The sequence below is a fragment of the Alkaliphilus pronyensis genome (assembly GCF_009017275.1).
Taxonomy (GTDB): Bacteria; Bacillota; Clostridia; order Peptostreptococcales; family Natronincolaceae; genus Alkaliphilus_C; species Alkaliphilus_C pronyensis.
In genome coordinates this window covers 1-20,976 of the sequence record NZ_WBZC01000038.1, presented here as the reverse complement: position 1 = coordinate 20,976, position 20,976 = coordinate 1, and the positions used below count along the sequence as shown (strand labels likewise).

The 20,976-nt window shown below is 30.8% G+C and carries 22 protein-coding genes and 1 rRNA gene; 17 read left to right on the top strand and 6 right to left on the bottom strand.

Annotated features, from left to right (window positions below):
- Nucleotide 1: 1 nt before the first annotated feature.
- The 4 genes from F8154_RS10395 to rpmH all read right to left on the bottom strand — a co-directional run bounded on the left by F8154_RS10395 (nucleotide 2) and on the right by rpmH (nucleotide 1,551).
- Nucleotides 2–661: a YidC/Oxa1 family membrane protein insertase gene (locus F8154_RS10395; protein WP_151861552.1), complete on the bottom strand. Its 660-nt coding sequence runs from the start codon at nucleotides 659–661 to the stop codon at nucleotides 2–4.
- 29 nt (nucleotides 662–690) lie between these two features.
- A complete protein-coding gene (gene yidD, locus F8154_RS10390) occupies nucleotides 691–897 on the bottom strand; it encodes a membrane protein insertion efficiency factor YidD (RefSeq protein ID WP_151861551.1) in 207 nt (68 codons plus the stop codon).
- Between the two features lie 13 nt (nucleotides 898–910).
- Nucleotides 911–1,249 carry a ribonuclease P protein component gene (gene rnpA, locus F8154_RS10385; RefSeq protein WP_151861550.1) on the bottom strand — a complete coding sequence of 113 codons (339 nt, stop codon included), beginning with the start codon at nucleotides 1,247–1,249 and terminating at the stop codon, nucleotides 911–913.
- A gap of 167 nt (nucleotides 1,250–1,416) precedes the next feature.
- Nucleotides 1,417–1,551 (bottom strand): 50S ribosomal protein L34, encoded by a 135-nt coding sequence (gene rpmH / locus F8154_RS10380; RefSeq protein WP_151861549.1) that lies wholly within the window; start codon nucleotides 1,549–1,551, stop codon nucleotides 1,417–1,419.
- Nucleotides 1,552–2,145: 594 nt separating this feature from the next.
- On the opposite strand from rpmH, the gene dnaA reads away from it, so the two are divergent.
- The 11 genes from dnaA to F8154_RS15130 all read left to right on the top strand — a co-directional run bounded on the left by dnaA (nucleotide 2,146) and on the right by F8154_RS15130 (nucleotide 13,195).
- Nucleotides 2,146–3,486 carry a chromosomal replication initiator protein DnaA gene (gene dnaA, locus F8154_RS10375; RefSeq protein WP_151861548.1) on the top strand — a complete coding sequence of 447 codons (1,341 nt, stop codon included), beginning with the start codon at nucleotides 2,146–2,148 and terminating at the stop codon, nucleotides 3,484–3,486.
- 217 nt (nucleotides 3,487–3,703) lie between these two features.
- On the top strand, nucleotides 3,704–4,810 hold the full coding sequence (dnaN, locus tag F8154_RS10370; protein ID WP_151861547.1) for a DNA polymerase III subunit beta: 1,107 nt from the start codon (nucleotides 3,704–3,706) through the stop codon (nucleotides 4,808–4,810).
- 160 nt (nucleotides 4,811–4,970) lie between these two features.
- Entirely contained in the window at nucleotides 4,971–5,180 is a 210-nt protein-coding gene (locus tag F8154_RS10365) for an RNA-binding S4 domain-containing protein (protein ID WP_151861546.1), read from the top strand.
- A gap of 30 nt (nucleotides 5,181–5,210) precedes the next feature.
- Nucleotides 5,211–6,314, top strand: a complete 1,104-nt coding sequence (recF, locus tag F8154_RS10360) for a DNA replication/repair protein RecF (protein WP_151861545.1) — start codon at nucleotides 5,211–5,213, stop codon at nucleotides 6,312–6,314.
- A gap of 87 nt (nucleotides 6,315–6,401) precedes the next feature.
- On the top strand, nucleotides 6,402–6,701 hold the full coding sequence (gene remB, locus F8154_RS10355; protein WP_151861544.1) for an extracellular matrix regulator RemB: 300 nt from the start codon (nucleotides 6,402–6,404) through the stop codon (nucleotides 6,699–6,701).
- A 95-nt stretch (nucleotides 6,702–6,796) separates the two neighbouring features.
- Nucleotides 6,797–8,707: a DNA topoisomerase (ATP-hydrolyzing) subunit B gene (gene gyrB / locus F8154_RS10350; RefSeq protein WP_151861543.1), complete on the top strand. Its 1,911-nt coding sequence runs from the start codon at nucleotides 6,797–6,799 to the stop codon at nucleotides 8,705–8,707.
- A gap of 20 nt (nucleotides 8,708–8,727) precedes the next feature.
- Nucleotides 8,728–11,169: a DNA gyrase subunit A gene (gene gyrA / locus F8154_RS10345; protein ID WP_192930248.1), complete on the top strand. Its 2,442-nt coding sequence runs from the start codon at nucleotides 8,728–8,730 to the stop codon at nucleotides 11,167–11,169.
- A 162-nt stretch (nucleotides 11,170–11,331) separates the two neighbouring features.
- The gene (locus F8154_RS10340; RefSeq protein ID WP_151861541.1) at nucleotides 11,332–11,649 is read left to right on the top strand and encodes an STAS domain-containing protein; all 318 of its coding nucleotides are present in this window, start codon (nucleotides 11,332–11,334) and stop codon (nucleotides 11,647–11,649) included.
- 41 nt (nucleotides 11,650–11,690) lie between these two features.
- Nucleotides 11,691–12,116 (top strand): ATP-binding protein, encoded by a 426-nt coding sequence (locus F8154_RS10335; protein ID WP_151861540.1) that lies wholly within the window; start codon nucleotides 11,691–11,693, stop codon nucleotides 12,114–12,116.
- Complete coding sequence (locus F8154_RS10330; RefSeq protein ID WP_151861539.1) at nucleotides 12,116–12,913, top strand: SigB/SigF/SigG family RNA polymerase sigma factor; 798 nt, start codon at nucleotides 12,116–12,118, stop codon at nucleotides 12,911–12,913. The genes F8154_RS10335 and F8154_RS10330 overlap by 1 nt, the downstream gene beginning before the upstream one ends.
- Nucleotides 12,914–13,033: 120 nt before the next feature.
- The gene (locus F8154_RS15130) at nucleotides 13,034–13,195 is read left to right on the top strand and encodes a hypothetical protein (RefSeq protein ID WP_192930247.1); all 162 of its coding nucleotides are present in this window, start codon (nucleotides 13,034–13,036) and stop codon (nucleotides 13,193–13,195) included.
- Between the two features lie 49 nt (nucleotides 13,196–13,244).
- Here F8154_RS15130 and F8154_RS10325 read toward each other — a convergent pair whose 3' ends face one another.
- Complete coding sequence (locus F8154_RS10325; RefSeq protein ID WP_151861538.1) at nucleotides 13,245–13,943, bottom strand: LiaF domain-containing protein; 699 nt, start codon at nucleotides 13,941–13,943, stop codon at nucleotides 13,245–13,247.
- A gap of 173 nt (nucleotides 13,944–14,116) precedes the next feature.
- On the opposite strand from F8154_RS10325, the gene F8154_RS10320 reads away from it, so the two are divergent.
- From F8154_RS10320 to F8154_RS10300, 5 genes are all read left to right on the top strand, one after another.
- Nucleotides 14,117–14,320: a hypothetical protein gene (locus F8154_RS10320; protein ID WP_151861537.1), complete on the top strand. Its 204-nt coding sequence runs from the start codon at nucleotides 14,117–14,119 to the stop codon at nucleotides 14,318–14,320.
- A gap of 26 nt (nucleotides 14,321–14,346) precedes the next feature.
- Nucleotides 14,347–15,339 carry a 2-oxoacid:acceptor oxidoreductase family protein gene (locus tag F8154_RS10315; RefSeq protein ID WP_151861536.1) on the top strand — a complete coding sequence of 331 codons (993 nt, stop codon included), beginning with the start codon at nucleotides 14,347–14,349 and terminating at the stop codon, nucleotides 15,337–15,339.
- A gap of 14 nt (nucleotides 15,340–15,353) precedes the next feature.
- Nucleotides 15,354–17,633 (top strand): thiamine pyrophosphate-dependent enzyme, encoded by a 2,280-nt coding sequence (locus F8154_RS10310; RefSeq protein WP_151861535.1) that lies wholly within the window; start codon nucleotides 15,354–15,356, stop codon nucleotides 17,631–17,633.
- Nucleotides 17,634–17,775: 142 nt separating this feature from the next.
- On the top strand, nucleotides 17,776–18,249 hold the full coding sequence (locus tag F8154_RS10305) for a QueT transporter family protein (RefSeq protein WP_151861534.1): 474 nt from the start codon (nucleotides 17,776–17,778) through the stop codon (nucleotides 18,247–18,249).
- A 63-nt stretch (nucleotides 18,250–18,312) separates the two neighbouring features.
- Entirely contained in the window at nucleotides 18,313–19,173 is an 861-nt protein-coding gene (locus F8154_RS10300) for a DUF4438 domain-containing protein (protein WP_151861533.1), read from the top strand.
- Between the two features lie 60 nt (nucleotides 19,174–19,233).
- Here the strand turns inward: F8154_RS10300 and F8154_RS10295 are convergent, their stop codons facing one another.
- Nucleotides 19,234–20,220, bottom strand: a complete 987-nt coding sequence (locus tag F8154_RS10295) for a D-cysteine desulfhydrase family protein (protein WP_151861532.1) — start codon at nucleotides 20,218–20,220, stop codon at nucleotides 19,234–19,236.
- Nucleotides 20,221–20,888: 668 nt separating this feature from the next.
- Between F8154_RS10295 and F8154_RS15125 the strand changes: the two genes are divergently transcribed.
- Nucleotides 20,889–20,976, top strand: a 16S ribosomal RNA gene (locus tag F8154_RS15125); the annotation flags it as partial.

Sequence of the window (20,976 nt, the reverse complement as noted above, 5' to 3'; positions counted from 1 at the left end):
ATTAATTAGAACCCTCCTTCACTTTGGCATAGGGTTTTGTAATTATAATTTGCTGAGCTGCTTGGAATCCGTTACTTACTACCCAATATAAAGTTAAACCTGCAGGAAAACTTCTACCCCACCAAAAAATCAATATAGGAAAGAAATAAGTCATCATTTTTTGTGTTTGATCATTTTTATTTGAAGACATTGTAATACTAGATAAGTATGTTGTAGCTCCAGCTAAAATTGGTAATATCCATGGATCTGGATCTGTTAAGTTTGATAGCCATAAAAAACTGGTATTAATTTGTTGATATATTTCCTCTGAACCAAAAACATATAAACCTGGATCCCTTAAAGCAGTAAACAATCCAATTATTATAGGAAATTGAATTAATAGAGGAAGACATCCTCCGAATGGACTAACATTATACTGCTTATATAGCTCCATTGTCTTAATGTTCAATTTCTCTTTATCATTTTTATACTTTTCTTGTAATTCTTTTATTTTTGGTTGAACCTCTTGAAGCTGCTTCATAGACCTCATTTGCTTTAATGTTAATGGAACCATTAATAATTTTACAACTATTGTAAAAACAATAATTGATATACCATAGTTACCAATTAAATCATAAATCATTTTTAATAGCATACCTAATGGCTGGGCTAATGCAGTCAAATTTAAAACCCCCTAATCACCTATTTTATTTATAAGGGATCATATCCTCCTGGATGAAAGGGATGACACCTTAGTATTCTCTTAATTGTTAAATAGCTTCCTTTAAAGAAACCATATTTTTTATACGCTTCAATGCTATAGCTTGAACAGGTCGGAATAAATCTACAGGTTTGTCCCTTTAACGGAGATAACCATTTTTGGTATACACCTATAATCCAAATACATAAACCTGACATTAAACCACTCACTTTACCTTTTACTCAATTTCATTTTTCTTATTAAATGAAGTAAAGCTGATTCTACTTCTTTAAAGTTAGCTTCTTTACAGTTTTCTCTTGCTATAAATACAATATCGTAACCACTAATAAGCTTACTATCATTCAACCTATAGGATTCCTTCATAAGCCTTTTTACTCTGCTTCTAACAACACTTTTTCCTACCTTTTTAGAAACAGTAAATCCAACTCTATTTTTATCGCTTAAGTTCTTCATTATGTAAATGATAAGTAACTTATTAGCCATTGATTTTCCATTCTTATAAACTATTCTAAAGTCTTCATTTTTTTTTAGCCTGTTTATGCCCTTCATTAAAATCACTCCTAGAGTATATAGTGTACTTATTATAAAACTAATAGAAGAATTTATAAAGGGTACACTAGGATATGACTTTGTTTATAATTTTATGAAAAATCCTTTTAACTAAAACGAAATCTTCATTTTCATAGAGTTACAGAAAAAGGCCACATAGTGCGGCCTTATGCAGTCAGTCTTTTTCTGCCTTTTAATCTACGTCTTTTAATAATGTTTCTACCATTGCTTGTTCTCATTCTTTTTCTAAAGCCATGTTCCTTTGACCTTTGTCTCTTTTTCGGTTGATAAGTTCTTTTCACGAAATACACCCCCTTCAAGTACTACAAGTACTTCTATATAACATAGTTATTATCTTAGCTATTAAATACTAATTAAAAGTACTTAAAAATAATACAACTAGATTATAACTATATTGATGCCCACTGTCAAGATAAAAGCTACATAGTATTTGTGGATAAATAGCTGTGTAAATGATTTTTTTTGTGGATATTTTTTTATATTTGTTGAAATGTCATATGGTATTTGATATTATTAAAATACTTGTTGATAACTTCATGTATTTTATCAACAATGTCAGTTTTTATACACATCTTGTGGATAATCTTGTGTATAAGTTAGAAATTTCCCTTGTTACATCAATATTATGTATCAAATTTACTATTTTTTTTTGTGAATTAAATATGTGTTGCTATTGTTGATAACTATTTTATATAATTATGTTAGACCCCTTTTTTATTATTATATCCACAAGCTTGTTTATAACATTCTTAATATATATTTTTTTCATAAATTACAAATTTAATTACCTTTTTTATATAAAATTGTGGATAAATCTGAGTATAATATTTTTTTTATATATTTTTTTTATTTCACAACAGTTAGGGGGCTGTTATATGTATTATAACCTGTCTGAAGTATGGGAAAAAACCCTTGATCTAATTAAAACTGAATTAACTGAAGTTAGTTTTAATACATGGATTAAGACAATTGATCCCATATCGCTTGAAGAAAAACAAATTATATTAGGTGTTCAAAATGATTTTACTAGAGGCATATTAAATAATAGATATTTAGCCTTGTTAAGTAATGCAATTAAACAGGTAACAACTAAGAAACTAGAAATTCAATTCATCGTTCCTTCTGAAGAGTCTGTTAAAAATGTAAAGAAAGAACAAGGAAAATCCATTAAGGCACAGCTTGAAATTCTAACTACAAACACATTAAATCCAAAATACACCTTTGATACCTTCGTTATAGGAAATAGCAATAGATTTGCCCATGCTGCATCCGTGGCAGTTGCTGAAGCTCCTGCTAAAGCCTATAATCCATTATTTATATATGGAGGTGTTGGATTAGGTAAAACTCACTTAATGCACGCTATAGGTCACTATATACTTGAAAACAATCCAAAATCAAGGGTTGCTTATGTTTCATCAGAAACCTTTACAAATGAGTTAATAAATTCTATAAGAGACGATAGAAATGTCGAGTTTAGAAATAGATATAGAAATGTAGATGTTCTTTTAGTGGATGATATTCAGTTTATAGCTGGTAAAGAGAGAACTCAAGAGGAATTTTTCCATACCTTTAATGCTCTACATGAATCAAATAAGCAGATTATTATATCAAGTGATAGACCACCAAAGGAAATACCTACATTAGAAGATAGATTAAGATCTCGTTTTGAGTGGGGGTTAATAGCAGATATTCAACCTCCTGATTTTGAAACAAGAATAGCTATACTACGGAAAAAAGCTCAAATGGAAGATATAGAGGTTCCCAATGATGTAACTATTTACGTTGCAAAGAAAATACAGTCCAATATAAGAGAATTAGAAGGGGCCCTAATTAGGATTGTAGCATATTCATCATTAACCAACAGTGAAATATCAGTGGATTTAGCTAGTGAAGCTTTAAAAGAAATATTCTCATCAAAACCAAAGCAATTAAACATATCCACCATAAAAGAGACTATATCTAAAAGATTTAATATAAAATTAGAGGATATTGATTCTAAAAAGAGGACAAGGGCTATAGCCTATCCTAGACAAGTAGCAATGTATATTACTAGAGAGCTAACAGATTTATCACTACCTAAAATTGGAGAAGAGTTTGGAGGTAGAGATCACACTACCGTAATGCACGCCCATGAAAAAATATCAAGTGATATAAAAAATGACTCAAACCTTAAAGAAAGAGTAGAAGATATAATTAAGGAATTAAAAGGAGATTAATAACAGGAAACTGTTAATAAAATGTTGATAAGTTATATAGGTGTATTTACTATTAATATGTGGATAAACTCCTACAGGTTCCTCACATTGTATCCACACCCTTTTATGTTGATGCTTCATTGCTGATTATGGTTATTAACATTTCAACAGGCCCTATTACTATTACTACTATATTTTTATATTCTTTCTCTATTTTATAAAAAGGAGGTTATCCACAGTGCATATCGTTTGTCCTCAAAAACTATTGCTTAATAGTATAAGCATTGTTCAAAAATCTGTTTCAACAAAAACAACTCTACCCATCTTAAGAGGCATCTACATAGAGGCTACATCAAATCAATTAAAAATAGTTGGAACAGATCTTGAAATAGGAATTGAAAATATTATAGAAGCTGAAGTAATAGAAGAAGGAGCTACTGTAATAGATGCAAGATTATTTAGTGATATTATTAGAAAATTACCAGATTCTGATATCAGCATTAAACTATTAGAAAATAATCAAGTAAACATTAAATGCTTAACTGCAGATTTTAGTATAGTTTGTCATAATCCAGAGGATTATCCAGAATTACCTCAAATAAATGATTTTAATTTTTATAAGTTACCCCATGAGCTATTTAGAAATATGATTAGACAAACTGTGTTTGCAACATCACAGGATGAGTCAAGACCAATTTTAACTGGAGTTTTGCTAGAGATAGAAGATAGTTCATTAAATATGGTGGCACTAGATGGATATAGATTAGCCCTAAGAAAAGGTAAGGTAGAGGCAAATACAAGCAATAAAGCAGTAATTCCAGCTAGAACATTGTCTGAACTGGCCCGTATAATAGAAACAGACAATGAAGAACCAATTGAAATATGTCTAACTGATAATCATGCTCTTTTTATTACAGGTAGCACTAAGCTTATATCACGACTTTTAGAGGGTGAACTTATAAACTATAATCAAATACTACCTAAAGAGTTTAAATCAAGAGTTAGAGTAAAAACAAAAGCCCTATATAATAGTATAGAAAGAGCCTCCCTATTGGCTAGAGAAGGGAAAAACAATTTAGTTAAATTTATAATAAATGATGATAAAATGACTATAACATCAAATTCTGAACTGGGTAAGGTATATGAAGAATTAGCTATAATACTAGAGGGAGATGACATTGAAATTGCTTTTAACTCTAAATACTTTATGGATGCTTTAAAGGTTTTTGATGATGATGAAGTATACCTTGATTTTACCACTAATATAAGTCCTGGTATAATAAAACCAGTAGAAAATGAAAACTATATTTACTTAGTTCTTCCTGTAAGAGTGTCTTCCAACTAATTTTCTTTGGCCCAGCAAAAGCTGGGTTATATTTATATTCTGGGTTATATTTATATTAGGGTATTATTATTTTAAATTTTATTGACAATAATTAAAAAAATGTTGAATTTCATATAGATAAAATATGTTTTTAGAATAAATATAGCTGGGAGGTATTGAAATGATGAAAAAAATAAATTTAGATGGTGATTTTATAAAGCTTGATCAGCTTCTAAAAACTGCAGATATTGTAGGTAGTGGTGGACAAGCAAAGCTTATGATTTTAAATGGAGATGTAAAGGTTAATGGAGTTACTATTAATCAAAGGGGAAAAAAAATAAGGCAGGGAGATTTAGTTGAGGTTGAAGGGTATAAAATAAAAGTTGAGTAGCAATTTATAGGATGCTATAGGGGGATTTAAATGTATTTACAAGAGCTTAAGCTTTTAAACTTTAGAAACTACGATTCATTAAATATACAATTTCATCCTAAATTAAATATCATAGTAGGAGAGAATGCTCAAGGAAAAACCAATATTATTGAGGCAATATATTTATGCTCAATAGGTAAAGCCTTTCGTACCTATAAAGATAATGAACTAATTAAGCTAGATAAAAAACAAGCATATATTAAAGCTGTTGTTGAAAAAGTAAATAACAATGTTGAAATAGAAATGAAATTAGATAAAGAAGATAAAAAAAAAATAAAGGTAAATAAAATACCCTTAATTAAAACTGGCGAATTACTGGGGAACTTTAATGTTGTGGTTTTTTCACCCGATGATCTAAAAATAATAAAAGGTGGACCAATAGAAAGAAGAAAATTTATAGATAATGAAATTTGTCAAGTTTATCCCAAATATTATTATCAATTAAATCAATATAATAGAATACTTCAACAGCGTAATAAGCTACTAAGAGAAAGCAAGGGAAAAAGAATTGATTTAGACATTTGGAACCAACAATTGGCTAATGTAGGCTCATCAATAATATTTAATAGAATAAAATTTATTAAAAGAATAGGTATATTAGCAAAACTAATCCATAGAAAAATAACTGATGAGGCTGAGACTTTAGAGGTTATATATGAAAGTAATATTCCCTTTAAAGAAAATGATAAAATAAATGATATAAATGAAAAAATAATAAGTGAATTTAAAGCAAAAGAAGAAGAAGAGCTAATTAAAAGAGTCACTGTTGTTGGTCCCCATAGAGATGATTTAATATTTAAAATAAATAACATCGAAGTTAAAGGCTTTGGCTCACAGGGACAACAAAGGACAGCAGTATTGTCATTAAAAATGTCAGAGCTTGAATTTATTAAAGGAGAGGTTGGAGAATATCCGATACTTTTACTAGATGATGTGATGAGTGAATTAGATATAAATAGACAAAATTACTTAATTAACAATTTAAAAAATATCCAAACCTTTATAACAACAACAATGATAGAGCAACTAAAATTAAAGGACAAGGAAAATAAGATATTTTATATAAGAGAAGGAAGAGTAAGCATAAAAGACTAAATTACAAAAAAAATCCATATTATCTTTTATTCATTGACGATAAAGGTTATAATAAAGGAATGGAGTTATATTCAGAGGTGATATAATATGTTTCTTCATCTAGGTGGAGATGTGATAGTACATAAAAAAGATATAATTGCAATATTCGACATAAGTTCTACTTTAAAAGCTAAAAACAGTAAACTGTTTTTAGAAATATGTAATGATGAAGGCTTTATACAACAAATTACAAATGAAGAGCCAAGATCCTTTGTAATAACTGAAAGGGTAGTAAATTGTAAAAAAACTGGAAAAAAGGATATAAAAACTATAGTTTATTATTCTCCTATATCAGCATTAACATTACAAAAACGAGCGGTATTAAATGGTGGTACAGATAAATATTAGCGTATTCTGCTAGACAAAAATTATACGTATGTCAGCAGTTTATTTATGTAATATAAGTATTTATGTTTTTATATATATCAGTGGGAGGTAACAAGATGGATAATAGAACTCAAGAGTATGGTGCTAATCAAATTCAAGTTCTGGAGGGGTTAGAGCCAGTAAGAAAAAGACCTGGTATGTATATAGGATCTACAGGTCCAAGAGGTTTACATCACTTAGTGTATGAGGTTGTTGATAATAGTATAGATGAAGCCTTAGCTGGTGTTTGTGATAGGATAAATGTAACAATTAGAAAAGATAATTCTATAATGGTTGAAGATAATGGTAGAGGAATACCAATAGATATACATCCTAAAACAGGTAAGTCTACACTTGAAACAATAATGACAGTATTACACGCTGGAGGAAAATTTGGCGGTGGAGGCTATAAGGTTTCAGGTGGACTGCATGGTGTTGGAGTTTCTGTTGTAAATGCATTATCAGAAAATGTAAAGGTTGACGTTAAGCTAAATGGTAAGCACTATAGACAGGAGTTTGAAAGGGGTAATCCTCTTTATGAAGTAAAAGTTATAGGTGATACAACAGAAAGAGGTACAACTACTATATTTAAACCTGATCCAGAGATATTTGAAGAAACAGAATTTAAATATGATACACTAGAATATAGACTAAGGGAATTAGCATTTTTAAATAAAGGTATTAAAATTACCTTAAAGGATGAAAGAGAAGACTTAGAAAAAGAAAAAAGCTTCCACTATGACGGTGGAATTGTTGAATTTGTAAAGCATCTAAACAAAAACAGAGAGTCTATTCATGAAAAAGTAATATATTTTGAAAAAGAAAAAGATAATACAGTGGTTGAAGTGGCAATGCAATATACAGAATCCTATACTGAAAACATATTTAGCTTTGCCAATAACATAAATACCCAGGAGGGTGGAACCCATCTTATAGGATATAAGTCAGCAATGACACGTATAATTAATGACTATTCCCGAAAAATAGGTGTCTTAAAGGAAAAGGATGCTAATTTTTTAGGTGAAGATATTAGAGAAGGCTTAACTGCTGTCATATCAGTAAAACTTACGGAGCCTCAATTTGAAGGACAAACTAAAACTAAACTAGGTAATAGTGAAGTTAGAGGAATAGTTGAATCAACAACAACAGAATATCTTGAGGCTTTTTTGGAAGAAAACCCCACTGAAGCAAGAATAATTATTGAAAAAGCCCTTAAAGCACAAAGAGCAAGGGAAGCAGCTAAAAAAGCAAGAGAATTAACAAGGAGAAAGGGTGTACTGGAAAACACATCACTTCCAGGTAAATTAGCTGATTGCTCTGAGAAGGACCCATCTCTTTGTGAGGTTTATCTTGTGGAGGGTGATTCAGCTGGTGGTAGTGCAAAACAAGGAAGAGATCGTGGAACTCAAGCAATATTACCCTTAAGGGGTAAAATATTAAATGTTGAAAAAGCAAGGCTTGATAAAATACTTAACTATAACGAAATAAGAACAATGATAACAGCTTTTGGTACTGGAATTGGAGAAGAATTTGATATTGCAAAGCTAAGATATCACAAAATAATTATTATGACTGATGCAGATGTTGATGGAGCCCATATAAGAACATTATTATTAACCTTCTTCTTTAGATATATGAAGCCATTATTAGAGCTTGAACACATATATATAGCTCAACCGCCACTATATAAATTAAAAAAAGGAAGAGATGAATACTACTTGTATTCTGACAAAGAATTAAATAAAAAAATAGAAGAAATAGGTAGGACAGGCATAGCCATACAAAGGTATAAAGGCTTAGGAGAAATGAATCCTGATCAATTATGGGACACTACAATGAATCCAGAAACAAGAACCCTGTTGAAGGTAAACATTGAAGATGCAGCAGCAGCAGATGAAATTTTTACAACCCTTATGGGTGATAAAGTTGAACCAAGACGTGAGTTTATAGAAAAAAACGCTAAATATGTAAGTAATTTAGACATTTAGGCTTGGGGGAATATTATATGATGGAAGACAATAATAGAATCGTCCCTATTGGTATAGAAGATGAAATGAAAAAATCATATATTGACTATGCCATGAGTGTAATTGTAGGACGAGCTTTACCCGATGTAAGAGATGGCTTGAAGCCAGTTCATAGAAGAATATTGTATGCTATGAGTGAATTAGGCTTAACACCAGATAAGCCTTTTCGTAAATCAGCACGTATCGTTGGAGATGTACTAGGTAAATATCATCCCCATGGAGATACAGCTGTATATGATGCTATGGTTAGAATGGCACAAGACTTTTCAACCAGATATCTTCTAGTTCAAGGACATGGTAATTTCGGCTCAGTAGATGGAGATAGTGCTGCTGCTATGCGTTACACAGAAGCAAAGCTATCTAAAATTTCTATGGAAATGATTAGGGATATACATAAAGAAACTGTAGATTATGCTCCAAACTTTGACGATACCTTAAAGGAACCTACAGTATTACCAAGTAGATTTCCTAATTTACTAGTAAATGGATCAAATGGTATAGCAGTAGGTATGGCTACATCTATACCACCTCATAATTTAGGAGAAGTTATTGATGGACTAATTGAGCTTATAGAAGATCCAGAAATAGATGTAGATAGATTAATTAACCACATAAAGGGTCCTGATTTTCCAACTGGAGCACAAATTATGGGGAAAGAAGGAATAAAAGAAGCCTACAGAACTGGTAGAGGAAAAGTGAAAGTAAGGGCTATAACTGATATAGAAGAATTAAAGAATGGTAAACAGCAAATAATAGTTACAGAAATACCCTATCAAGTAAACAAGGCAAAGCTAATAGAAAAAATTGCAGATTTAGTAAGAGATAAAAAAATTGAAGGCATATCTGATTTACGTGATGAGAGTGATAGAAACGGAATGAGGATTGTAATAGAATTAAAAAGAGATGCCAATGCCAACATAGTATTAAATAAGCTTTACAAGCATTCTCAAATGGAAGATACCTTTAGTATAATTATGATTGCTTTAGTAAAGGGTCAGCCAGTAGTATTGAATCTTAAGGAAATATTGTATCATTATTTGGAGCATCAAAAGGATATTATAATTAGAAGGACACAATATGATTTAAATAAAGCAGAGGAAAAAGCACATATTTTAGAAGGGTTAAAGATAGCCCTTGACAATTTAGATAGAGTAATTGCATTAATTAGAGCCTCTGAAACAGTCCATATTGCAAAAAATGGGTTAATAGAAGAGTTTAACCTATCAGAAAAGCAAGCACAGGCTATTTTAGATATGAGATTACAGAAATTAACAGGGTTAGAAAGAGATAAAATAGAAGCTGATTTAGAAGAAACCCTAGCATTAATAAAGGAATTGAAAAATATTTTAGGAAGTGAAGAATTAATTCTTAATATAATAAAAGAAGAGTTAACAGAAATAAAAGAAAAGTTTAATGATGAAAGAAGGACAAGTATTGTTTTTGATGAAGGTGAAATCAATATTGAAGATTTAATTGATGAAGAAGATGTTGCTATTACATTAACCCATTTTGGATATGTCAAAAGATTACCTATAGATACATATAAGAGCCAAAAAAGAGGTGGTAAAGGAATAACTGGTGTTACAACAAGGGAGGAGGATTTTGTAGAAAAATTGATTATAACCTCTAGTCACGACTATTTATTATTCTTTACTAATAAAGGAAAGGCTTACAAGTTAAATGCATATGAAATACCAGAAGCTAAAAGACAAGCAAAGGGTACAGCAATAATCAATATTCTACAACTAACACCCAATGAAAAAATAGCAGCTATGATACCAGTAAGTAGAAATTGCCCTATAGAGTATTTAATTATGGCTACAAAGCATGGAATAATTAAAAAAACACAGCTTTCTCAATTTGAAAATACAAGAAAGTCAGGATTAACAGCAATAAGCATAAGGGAAGATGATGAGTTAATTAGTGTTAGAACCATTGATGAAAATCAAGAAATAATAATTGTAACAGATAATGGTAAGTCAATTAAATTTATGGAGAAAGATGTAAGAGATATGGGAAGGACAGCCATGGGGGTAAAAGCAATTAACTTAGATAAAAAAGATAAAGTTGTGGCCATGGAAGTTGCTTCAGAAGAAAAGGATTTAATGGTTGTAAGTGAAAAAGGCTTTGGTAAAAGAACTAAAATAAGCGAATATAGACTACAATCAAGAGGTGGCAAAGGAATAAAAACCTATAATGTAACTGATAAGACAGGGAAATTAGTTGGAGCAAAAACAGTAAGTAATGATGAAGAAATATTGTTAATTAGTAATGATGGAACAGTTATAAGGTTAAATGTTAAGGGTATTTCAAAAATGGGCAGAAATACTAAAGGTGTAACATTAATGAGAACAGAAGGAGACAAAAAAATAGTTTCTGTTGAGTTAATTCCATTACATGAGACGGAAGATGATGAGCAATAAATAAAACTAAATAAATAAATGAAAGGTATCTTAATAAGTATAGGGATACCTTTTACTTATTTGAAACATTATATTATAATTTAAATAAGATTGTTTTAAACTATGTTTAAAATATTGATTATAGGGTAAATAAAAATTTGATAAAAATTAGGGGGTTTAAAGATGTCTTTAATAATAAACAAACTATATGATGAACAGCAAAAACAGTGGCTCATAGAATTAAAGGGAGAAGTAGACATTTATACTTCTGCACAATTGAAAGAAACACTTCTAAAGCTAATAGAAGAAAAACAAGAAACAGTAAAAATTGATGCTAAAAGCTTAGATTATATTGATAGTACTGGGTTAGGAGTATTAATTGGTGTTCTAAAAAGGCTAAAGCAATATGATAAAGTTCTAAAAATTACAAACATAAAGCCTAGCATAAAGAAATTATTAAATATTACTGGCTTAGATAAAATTTTTGTTATAGAGGGGTGAACAAAAAAAGTATGCATAATACAATAAAGGAGCAAGTAAAAATGAGTAAATCTATAACTGATTATATTAAACTATCAATACCTAATAAACCTGAATATGTAAGTGTAGTGAGATTAACGGTTGCAGCTATAGCAAATAGAATGGGTTTTAATGTTGAAGACATAGAGGATATAAAAATTGCAATTGCTGAAGCCTGTACCAATGCAATAACACATGGTAAAAAAGAAGATAAAAATAATTTTGATATAGAGTTTATTGTAAAAGATGATAAACTAACTATGGTTGTATGTGATAGTGGAAGAGGTTGTATTACTGATGAGATTAGTGTACCTAATTTAAATGATCCTAAAGAAGGAGGGTTAGGAATATTTATAATTAAGTCTTTAATGGATGAAGTAGAAATAACTTCTAATTTAGGCAAAGGTACAATCATAAGAATGTCAAAAAATAGGGGGGATGATAATTAATGAAAAACGTAGCAAGAGCTACTAATACAACTAAATCAATACAATCCCTTCAAAATTATAATGAAAAAGAGTTATTTTTACTTTATTCAGAAAATAAAACAACAGAAATTAGAAACGAATTGGTAAGTAGATATTTATATATAGTAGAAATACTATCTAAAAAATATATAAATAAAGGAATAGATTATGAAGATATTTATCAAGTTGCTTCAATAGGCCTAATATATGCAATAGAAAGATTTGACATAAATAAGGGTTTTGAGTTTTCAAGCTTTGCAACCCCTACAATTATTGGAGAAATAAAAAAACATTTTAGAGACAAGGGTTGGTCAATTAGAGTACCCAGAAGGATTCAAGAATTATCTAAGAAAATTAATGGAGCAAAAAACAATTTACATCAAAAGCTTCAAAGAGCTCCTTTAGTAAAAGATATTGCAGAATATCTTGAGTGTACAGAAGAAGAAATTATAGAAGCCATGGAGGCTAGTCAAGTATATACACCAAAATCCTTAGATCTTACCTATGACAATGATGGAGAAGATAAAGATATTAAATTGATGGACCTAATAGGCGAACCAGATAAAAACTTTGATAATATAGAAAATAAAGAGTTTCTTGATAAAACTATCGAAAAATTAAATGAAGTAGAAAAGAAGGTTTTGATAGATAGGTTCTTTAAAAACAAGACGCAAATGCAGGTGGCAGAAGATTTACAAGTATCCCAAATGACTGTTTCAAGAATGGAAAAGAAAATTATAGAAAAGTTTAGAAGTGAATTAAATAAAAGCTTAATGTAATAAGCTTTTATTTAAAGCCCATATATCCTTTACAATAAATGTTTTTTATTTTATAGCAGGATTTTCATAATTAAAGTAGAAAACATATATTAAGATTTAATGCTAAAGGATGTGAATTTTATGAATGGAAAAGTAATAGACTTTAACCAATATAAATTAAGTAAGATTAAGCACAGAAAAAAGACATCAAATATTTATGAAGAGGAAGAAAGAAAAAAAACATTAAATTTATTTATAAAAGTGTTAGAAACCATGGAGAAAGAGTATTCATGTAAATTATAAAAAGCCCTTCTAAGCAACAATAGTTAGTGAGGGCTTTTATGTTTTATTTTTATCTACTTTTTAAATCAATACCACCCATTATAGTCCTGCAATATATTTTTATTTGCTTAGTTGAGCTTGTAATTATTTGTTCAGACTTAGCAGATGATAATATACCTCCCGTCGAACGATCTAAAAGCTCAATTCCACCAAGCACAACAGTACCCTGACAATAAACTGTAACATCTTTAGGAACAAATACCTCAATACCACCCATAATAGCTGTAAAGTCTAAAACAGTTTCACCATCAGGAATATCAGCAACAGTTAAATCCAGCTCAATTCCCCCCATAAGAGCAGTGTATGAACCAGACTCTAATTGCCATGGTTCTTTATTTTTTTCAATACTACCCATTAAGGCAAAATTGTTTTTACCAATATTACGTTTACCTAGAAGCAAACTAACCCCAGCTAATATTATAATAGTTGGCCAAAATAGTCTCCAGAAAAAGGATAAATCAATATAAAAAAGATTAGTGTTCCTACCTAAAAAAACAATCCCTAAAAATATAATGATAGCACCTGATAAAAATTCCCCTTTACTATCACGGTTACTAAGAAAATCTAAACCTAAAAGGACTAAGATAATAGGCCAATAGGTTGAAATTATGCTGGACAAATCAAAATCTGTAACATTCAGGTTATTCAGTAAAAAAACCACACCTAAAAAAATTATAAAAACTCCAAAAACCCATCTAGACTTAAACATAAGATATTCCTCCTTTAAAACGACTATAAAATAAATATACCATAAATAAACATAAAATGTTATTTCTTTATGCTGATAATAGTGAATAATCTTTATTTGTTTTGATAAATATATTTTTATAGGATACCCCTAATATATGCACTCACATTAGAAATAGGAGGAATACATACATAATGAAGGAATTTACAGATGTACCTATAGTAAAGGATTTTAAAGAAGCATATAAAAATGGTTTTCGCTGTGTTTATTATGAAGAGGATCAAAATAGCGATAATTTTAATGTATACTTAAAAAATTTTGAAACAGAAAAGACAAAAACCATTAAAAGCACTAAAGAAGAAGGCGAAATTCTAAAAAAGTACTTAAATAGCATATAGCGATAAATAATCAAGGAGGATTAAGAGTGGGAAAAAAAACTTTACCAAAGAAAAATCAATTTGGATTTTATGAGCTTAGATTAGAGAGTATAGGGGGGTTAGGTGCTAATGTTGCTGGCAAAATAATTGCTGAGGCAGGGGTTGTTGGAATGGGCTTAAATGGCTCTAACTTTGCTAGCTATGGATCAGAAAAAAAAGGAACACCTGTAAGCTCATTCATTCGTTTTTGCGATATTACACAGCCTATTAAAATAAATAGTCCAGTAACTGAACCACATTTGTTAGGAGTGTTTCACGAAAACTTAGCTACTCGTATACCAATAACAGCAGGAGTTAAGCCAGATGCTACAATAGTAATTAATACAGATAAAGACCCAAAAAAAGCAAGAGAATATTTACGATTAGCAGGGGGAAATATTTTTACAGTTGATGCAATAAAGATTGCCTACCAAGAAAAAGTAAGAATGAATGTAGTTATGATAGGAGCAATTACTAAAGCTATGGGATTTATTAGTAAAGAAGCTGTTAAGGAGGCTATTCGAGAAACATTTGGTAAAAAGTATCAAAATCAACTAGAAGCTAACTTAAGGGGCTTTGAAGCAGGCTATAGTCAAGTAGAACAGGGTGAGTTTCAAGAAGATGGAAGGTTTCCAATAGTTTCATTTAAGGAGGTTGAAGGTGATTGGGGTTACGAAAATGCTCCTATTGGAGGAGTTATATTAGAGGCAGGCAGCAGTATTTTAAAAAACAATCAAACAAGTAGACAAGGGAAAATTCCAATTTTTCATCTAAAAAAATGTATTCATTGTGGACTGTGTGAAACAACTTGTCCAGATTATTGCTTTAGCTTTAAAGAGAAAGAAGACACTAAAACAGGTAAAATTAATATATTTAATGAAGGAGTAGACTATCAATTCTGTAAAGGCTGTCTAAGATGTGTAGATGTATGCCCTGTAGAAGCCTTAACAGAAGAACTAGAAGCAGAGCATGATATAGAAAAAATTACTATAAAACTATAGAATGAGGGGAATACATGAGAGAACAAGAAGCTGTGTTTAAAAACGGTAATGAGATGGCAGCAATAGCGGCAGCCCATATGGATTTTCATGTTATGGGTTACTTCCCGATTACACCATCTACTGGTGTTTCGGAGGAATTAAGTGCAATGAAGGCAGATGGATTACATAACATTGTCTTAATACCAGGAGACGGAGAGCATGGAGCAGCAGGAATATGCTATGGAGCAGCAATTGCAGGCGGCAGGGTAGTAAATGCCACTTCTGCAAACGGGTTATTATATGCCTTAGAACAACTTCCTGTACAATCAGGAACCAGAACACCTATGGTTTTAAATGTAATTACTAGATCAGTTTCTGGACCATTAGATATTAAAGGGGATCATAGTGATATAATGTACACACTTAATACGGGGTGGATTATTCTAATGGCTAAAGATCCACAACGTATTTATGATTTTAATATAATAGGAACAAAGGTAGCAGAAAATGAAGATGTAATGCTACCAGTTATAGTTGCAAGTGATGGCTTTTTTACTAGCCATCAAAAAAGAAGAAATCTAGTATTTAAACACAAGGATAATGTTAAAGAGTTTTTAGGAGAATATAAACCTAAATATACAGCTATTGACCCAGAAAAACCAATAACTATTGGACCATATATGAATGAACCAGATTTAATAAATAATAAGGTTCAGTTAAGTAAAGCTATGGATAGAGCATACGAAATAATACCAAAGATACTAGAAGAGTATGGACGTCAAACTGGTAGATATTATAACACCATAGAAACCTATAAAATGGAGGATGCAGAGGCTTGCTTATTTGTATTAAACTCTTCATTTGATACTGCAATGGAGGCAGTTGATATGCTAAGAAGAGAAGGTAAAAAAGTAGGCATTGTTTCTACCAACATACTAAGACCTTGGCCTAAAAAAGAAATAATTGAAGTGTTTAAAGATGTTAAGGCCTTATGTATAGCTGATAGACAAGAAAGCTATGGGGCTAAAGCAGGTAATATGAGTATAGAAATTAGAGCAACCCTAAAAGATGACCCAAATAATAATACTCTAATTTTCAGCAGAATATATGGAATAGGTGGTAAAGAATTTTATGTAGACGACGCAATAGAGCTGCTAAAGGAAGCTTTAGCAGTAGCTGAAGGAGGAAAGGTTTTAAAGGCATTTGATTACATAGGTGCCTATGAAGGAAATAAGCATTATCAAGAAAAAAAATTCATAAATAGTGTTACTAGTAATTATTTTGATAATGGTATTACTGTAGAAAAAAATCAACAGACAGGCGAGCTTACAGTAAAAGGAGTAAATACTAGAAATTTAACTAAAGTCCCTAAAAGAATAGCACCAGGACATCAAGCCTGTCCAGGATGTGGTATTTTTCCTAATTTAAATCTACTTACAAAGGGTTTAAATGGGTATGTTGTGTTTTTGTTTCAAACAGGATGTGCCATGGTTGTAACCACAGGCTATCCATACACAGCCTTTAGATCAACCTATATACATAATCTATTTCAAAATGGAGCTGCCACCTTAAGTGGTGTAGTAGAAATGTTTGAAGAAAAAAAACGTAGAGGAGAAGTAGATAAAGATTTACAGATAACCTTTGTAATGGTTAGTGGTGATGGTGGAATGGATATAGGTATGGGGCCAGCAATAGGAACAGCTCTTAGAAATCATAACATGATTATTTTTGAATATGATAACGGCGGATACATGAATACAGGCTATCAGTTATCCTATACAACACCCCATTTAGCCGAAAGTAAAACCTCCATAGTAGGTCCATCCTTTGCTGGAAAAAGCACGTTTCAAAAGAAAGGAGGCACCAGTACTTTCCATAAGGATACTCCAATGATAATGGCAGGAACACATATACCTTATTTAGCAACTGTAGCTGAATCCCATACAGTAGATTTTATTAAAAAAGCTGCAAAAGCTCAATATGTTGCTAATAACGAAGGATTAGCTTATGTTAAAGCTATTTCCGCCTGTCCTCTTAATTGGAAGAGTCCTCCAGAAGAGCAAAGAAGCGTTATAGGACGAGCTGTCGAAAGCTGCTACTTCCCATTATATGAAATATATCAGGGAATAACTAAAATAACTTATGATCCAGAAAAATCACAGAAAAAAATGCCTGTTTCTAAGTTTTTTGATAGAATGGGAGTAACAAAGCATTTGCTAAGGGATGACTATAGCCAAGAGTTAAAAAGGATTCAAAGAGAAATTGATAGAAGATGGGGTAGATTAAAGGCAATGGATGAACATCCACTATTATAAAGAAAACTTAGTTTAAAAAATCCACTGGTATTTAACCAATGGATTTTGCTTTTTTGCAGGAAGTTGTTGAAGGTATTCAAAAACTTGTATATAATGCTTATAGTATGAAATAATATTATATTTTAATTTGGAGGTTAATAGTTTGAAAAAGACATTATTTATTGTTCAGGCATCAGTTATAGCAGCAGTATATGCAAGTTTAACAATTTTATTTGCACCAATTAGCTATGGTCAAATTCAGGTAAGAATATCAGAAGCATTAACAATACTGCCTTTTTTTACTCCAGCAGCTATACCAGGGTTATTTGTGGGCTGTATAATTGCAAATATATTTGGCGGGAATGGCATGATAGATATTGTATTTGGTAGCTTAGCATCCTTAATTGCTGCATATTTATCCTATAGAGCACCTAAAAAATGGATGGTTCCATTACCTCCAGTTATAATAAATGGAATAGTTATCGGATTTATATTAAACTATTTATACAAGTATCCATTATTAATATCAATGGCTTGGGTTTCTCTTGGACAGCTGTTAGCATGCTATGTATTAGGATACCCTTTATTATTAACTTTAGAAAGGTATGAAGATATAATTTTTCAGAAAGAAGGATAAATTTAAAGAAATCTCAATCACTTATGGAAACCTTAGCATACTTAATCAAAAAGGAGGCTAATTATGGTAAAAACTAATAAAAACAAACTAGTTATGCAATCTGTTCAAGGAAAAATCCATGGCCCTATAGCTCCAACACCTTATCGCATTGGAAGAAATGGAACTGCATATGTATTACCTGCAACAGGAGGCATTACATATAATGTTAAAGTTGGGGACAGTTGTATGAATTGGGTAGGAGACCATGTTGAACCAGGAGTAAGTATTAAGAATGAAAACACATCAGAAAATGCCGCATTAAACTTGTTGGCTTGTATTGGGAATGAAGCCAGAGTAGTTACGGGAGACTCAAAAGGAGCCAAGGGCTACGTAACAGGCAAACATGGTGGAATAGATCATGTGTTAATACATTTTGATGATGAAGATCTAGAAAAAATGGCTGTTAACGATAAAATTTTAATAAAATCCTTTGGGCAAGGTTTAGAAATTGAAGATGCAAAAGAAATAAAGTGCATGAACATTGATCCAAACCTATTCGAAAAACTTGGTATTAAAATAACAGCAGAAGGCATAATAGAAGTTCCGGTAGTTACAGAAATACCAGCTTACCTAATGGGTTCTGGCATAGGTGGCAGCACTGCATTTTCTGGAGACTATGATATAATGACTGGTGATAAATCTGCCAATATAGATTATGGTATCAATAGTCTTAGATTTGGAGATATAGTTTTATTGAAGGATTGTGATAATACCTTTGGAAGACAATATCTAAAGGAGGCTGTTTCCATAGGTGTTGTTGTGCATAGTGATTGTATAAAGTCAGGTCATGGACCAGGGATAACGGTAATTATGAGCTGTAATACATCAAAGATAAAGGGAATTATTAAGAAAGAAGCAAATATTTCATATTTAATGAATTTGTAACTAAGTATAAATACAAAAAGGGCCTCTATAGGAAGGGGCTCTTTTATAAGAAAGTTAATACTAGAGTTGAAATGAATTTGCACTAGGAAACAAACTGAAAATTCCTCCTGTATGTATAAAAAGAATATTTTTCATGTTGTTTAGTTTACCTCTATTAATTTCTTTAGTTAATCCAAGCATAGCCTTTCCAGTATAAACAGGGTCTAAAACAACGCCCTCCATTTTAGCTATTTTATTAATAAAATCTAATTCATGCCTACTGCTTAAGCCATAGCCCTTACCTACATAGCCATCAATGATTTCAATTTCATCAATACTGTAGCTAATTTCTTTATTTATGTAATTAACAGCTTCATTTAATATATTGACAATTTTATTTTGAAAATATTCTGCATTATTACTTACATTAATACCAATGATTCTTTTTCCATAATTATAAAGCTTGTTAGCAAGGAACAAGCCTCCGTAGGTACCTCCAGAGCCTACGGACATAGCAATACCATCAAAGCTAATCCCCATCTCATATTCCTGCCTCTTTATTTCCTCCATAGCCTTAAAATATCCAAATGCACCAATGCCATTAGAAGCCCCCTCTGGAATAATATAGCACTTGTTACCGCATGAATCTAATTCATTTTTTATATTTTTCATTACTCCATTTATATTTGCTGTATACTCCTCAGGGGTTATCAACTCTACTTTAGCTCCTAAAACCTTATCTAAAAAATAATTTCCCTCTAACCTTGGATTTTTATCACATTTTAATACAAGAACAGCCTTCATACCTAGTTTAGCCGCAACTGCAGCAGTAGCTCTTGCATGATTAGATTGAATACCTCCGCAGGTTACTAGGGTATCACAGCCATTTAAAAGGGCTTCCTTAACAGAGAATTCAAGCTTTCTTACTTTATTGCCAGAAACCTCAGTTCCAGTCTGATCATCCCTTTTTACATAAATATTAATATTGCCTAGACTGTTTGAAAGTCTTTCTAGCTTCTCTATTTTTGTAGGTACATTAGCTAAAACAATATGTTCAGGTAGCTTCAAGAAAATCTCCCTCCTTTTATTGCTAATAAATATTAGTGTGTTTTTATTAATTACTATATTTACTATTATATTAGATTAAAAAGCAAAATAAAACTTTGATTAAAATAGATATAACAATCAAAATGAGCAGCTAAATAGTATAAGAAACTTACATGTATAAATAATAGATTGCTAACTCAAACTATTTTAAGAGTAATAAATAAAAGCAATGTTTTTAGGAATAATTTTTGAGAAGAGGCATATAAACCTGTATAAGAATTTATTACAAAACCAGTTATTAAATATGGAATAATATAACATACTAAAAGCTGTTGACTTAATAGTATAGGGATGTTATATTAGTAAAGTCGTCTCTAAAAGATGACAAATAAAAGCAAAAGAAAAGGTTGACATAATGTTCTGAATAGACTATACTATAAAAGTTACTAAAAAAACTTTGATTAAAAAAACAAACAGTAAAAAATGCTTGACACCATATAATCTAAAATGGTATAGTTATAAAGCTGTCACTTAAAGCAGATTTATTCGAATTATTAATAGCAGGTCTTTGAAAACTAAACAGTATAGAAATTAAGCCAGCAAATAAATACAATGAATAGTGAAAAGTTAAAGTGAAAAGTTGAAAAACAGATCACCAAAACAAAAGCTATACATTGACCCAGAAATTTTTGATTAAGAGTTTGATCCTGGCTCAGGATGAACGCTGGCGGCGTGCCTAACACATGCAAGTCGAGCGAATAAATAGTAAGGAGTCCT

Bases quoted from the DNA above. Each gene is read 5' to 3' on its own strand.
- yidD (WP_151861551.1), bottom strand. From the start codon at position 897: ATGTCAGGTTTATGTATTTGGATTATAGGTGTATACCAAAAATGGTTA.
- rnpA (WP_151861550.1), bottom strand. From the start codon at position 1,249: ATGAAGGGCATAAACAGGCTAAAAAAAAATGAAGACTTTAGAATAGTT.
- dnaA (WP_151861548.1), top strand. From the start codon at position 2,146: ATGTATTATAACCTGTCTGAAGTATGGGAAAAAACCCTTGATCTAATT.
- F8154_RS10365 (WP_151861546.1), top strand. From the start codon at position 4,971: ATGATGAAAAAAATAAATTTAGATGGTGATTTTATAAAGCTTGATCAG.
- recF (WP_151861545.1), top strand. From the start codon at position 5,211: ATGTATTTACAAGAGCTTAAGCTTTTAAACTTTAGAAACTACGATTCA.
- remB (WP_151861544.1), top strand. From the start codon at position 6,402: ATGTTTCTTCATCTAGGTGGAGATGTGATAGTACATAAAAAAGATATA.
- gyrB (WP_151861543.1), top strand. From the start codon at position 6,797: ATGGATAATAGAACTCAAGAGTATGGTGCTAATCAAATTCAAGTTCTG.
- gyrA (WP_192930248.1), top strand. From the start codon at position 8,728: ATGGAAGACAATAATAGAATCGTCCCTATTGGTATAGAAGATGAAATG.
- F8154_RS10340 (WP_151861541.1), top strand. From the start codon at position 11,332: ATGTCTTTAATAATAAACAAACTATATGATGAACAGCAAAAACAGTGG.
- F8154_RS10335 (WP_151861540.1), top strand. From the start codon at position 11,691: ATGAGTAAATCTATAACTGATTATATTAAACTATCAATACCTAATAAA.
- F8154_RS10330 (WP_151861539.1), top strand. From the start codon at position 12,116: ATGAAAAACGTAGCAAGAGCTACTAATACAACTAAATCAATACAATCC.
- F8154_RS15130 (WP_192930247.1), top strand. From the start codon at position 13,034: ATGAATGGAAAAGTAATAGACTTTAACCAATATAAATTAAGTAAGATT.
- F8154_RS10325 (WP_151861538.1), bottom strand. From the start codon at position 13,943: ATGTTTAAGTCTAGATGGGTTTTTGGAGTTTTTATAATTTTTTTAGGT.
- F8154_RS10320 (WP_151861537.1), top strand. From the start codon at position 14,117: ATGAAGGAATTTACAGATGTACCTATAGTAAAGGATTTTAAAGAAGCA.
- F8154_RS10310 (WP_151861535.1), top strand. From the start codon at position 15,354: ATGAGAGAACAAGAAGCTGTGTTTAAAAACGGTAATGAGATGGCAGCA.
- F8154_RS10300 (WP_151861533.1), top strand. From the start codon at position 18,313: ATGGTAAAAACTAATAAAAACAAACTAGTTATGCAATCTGTTCAAGGA.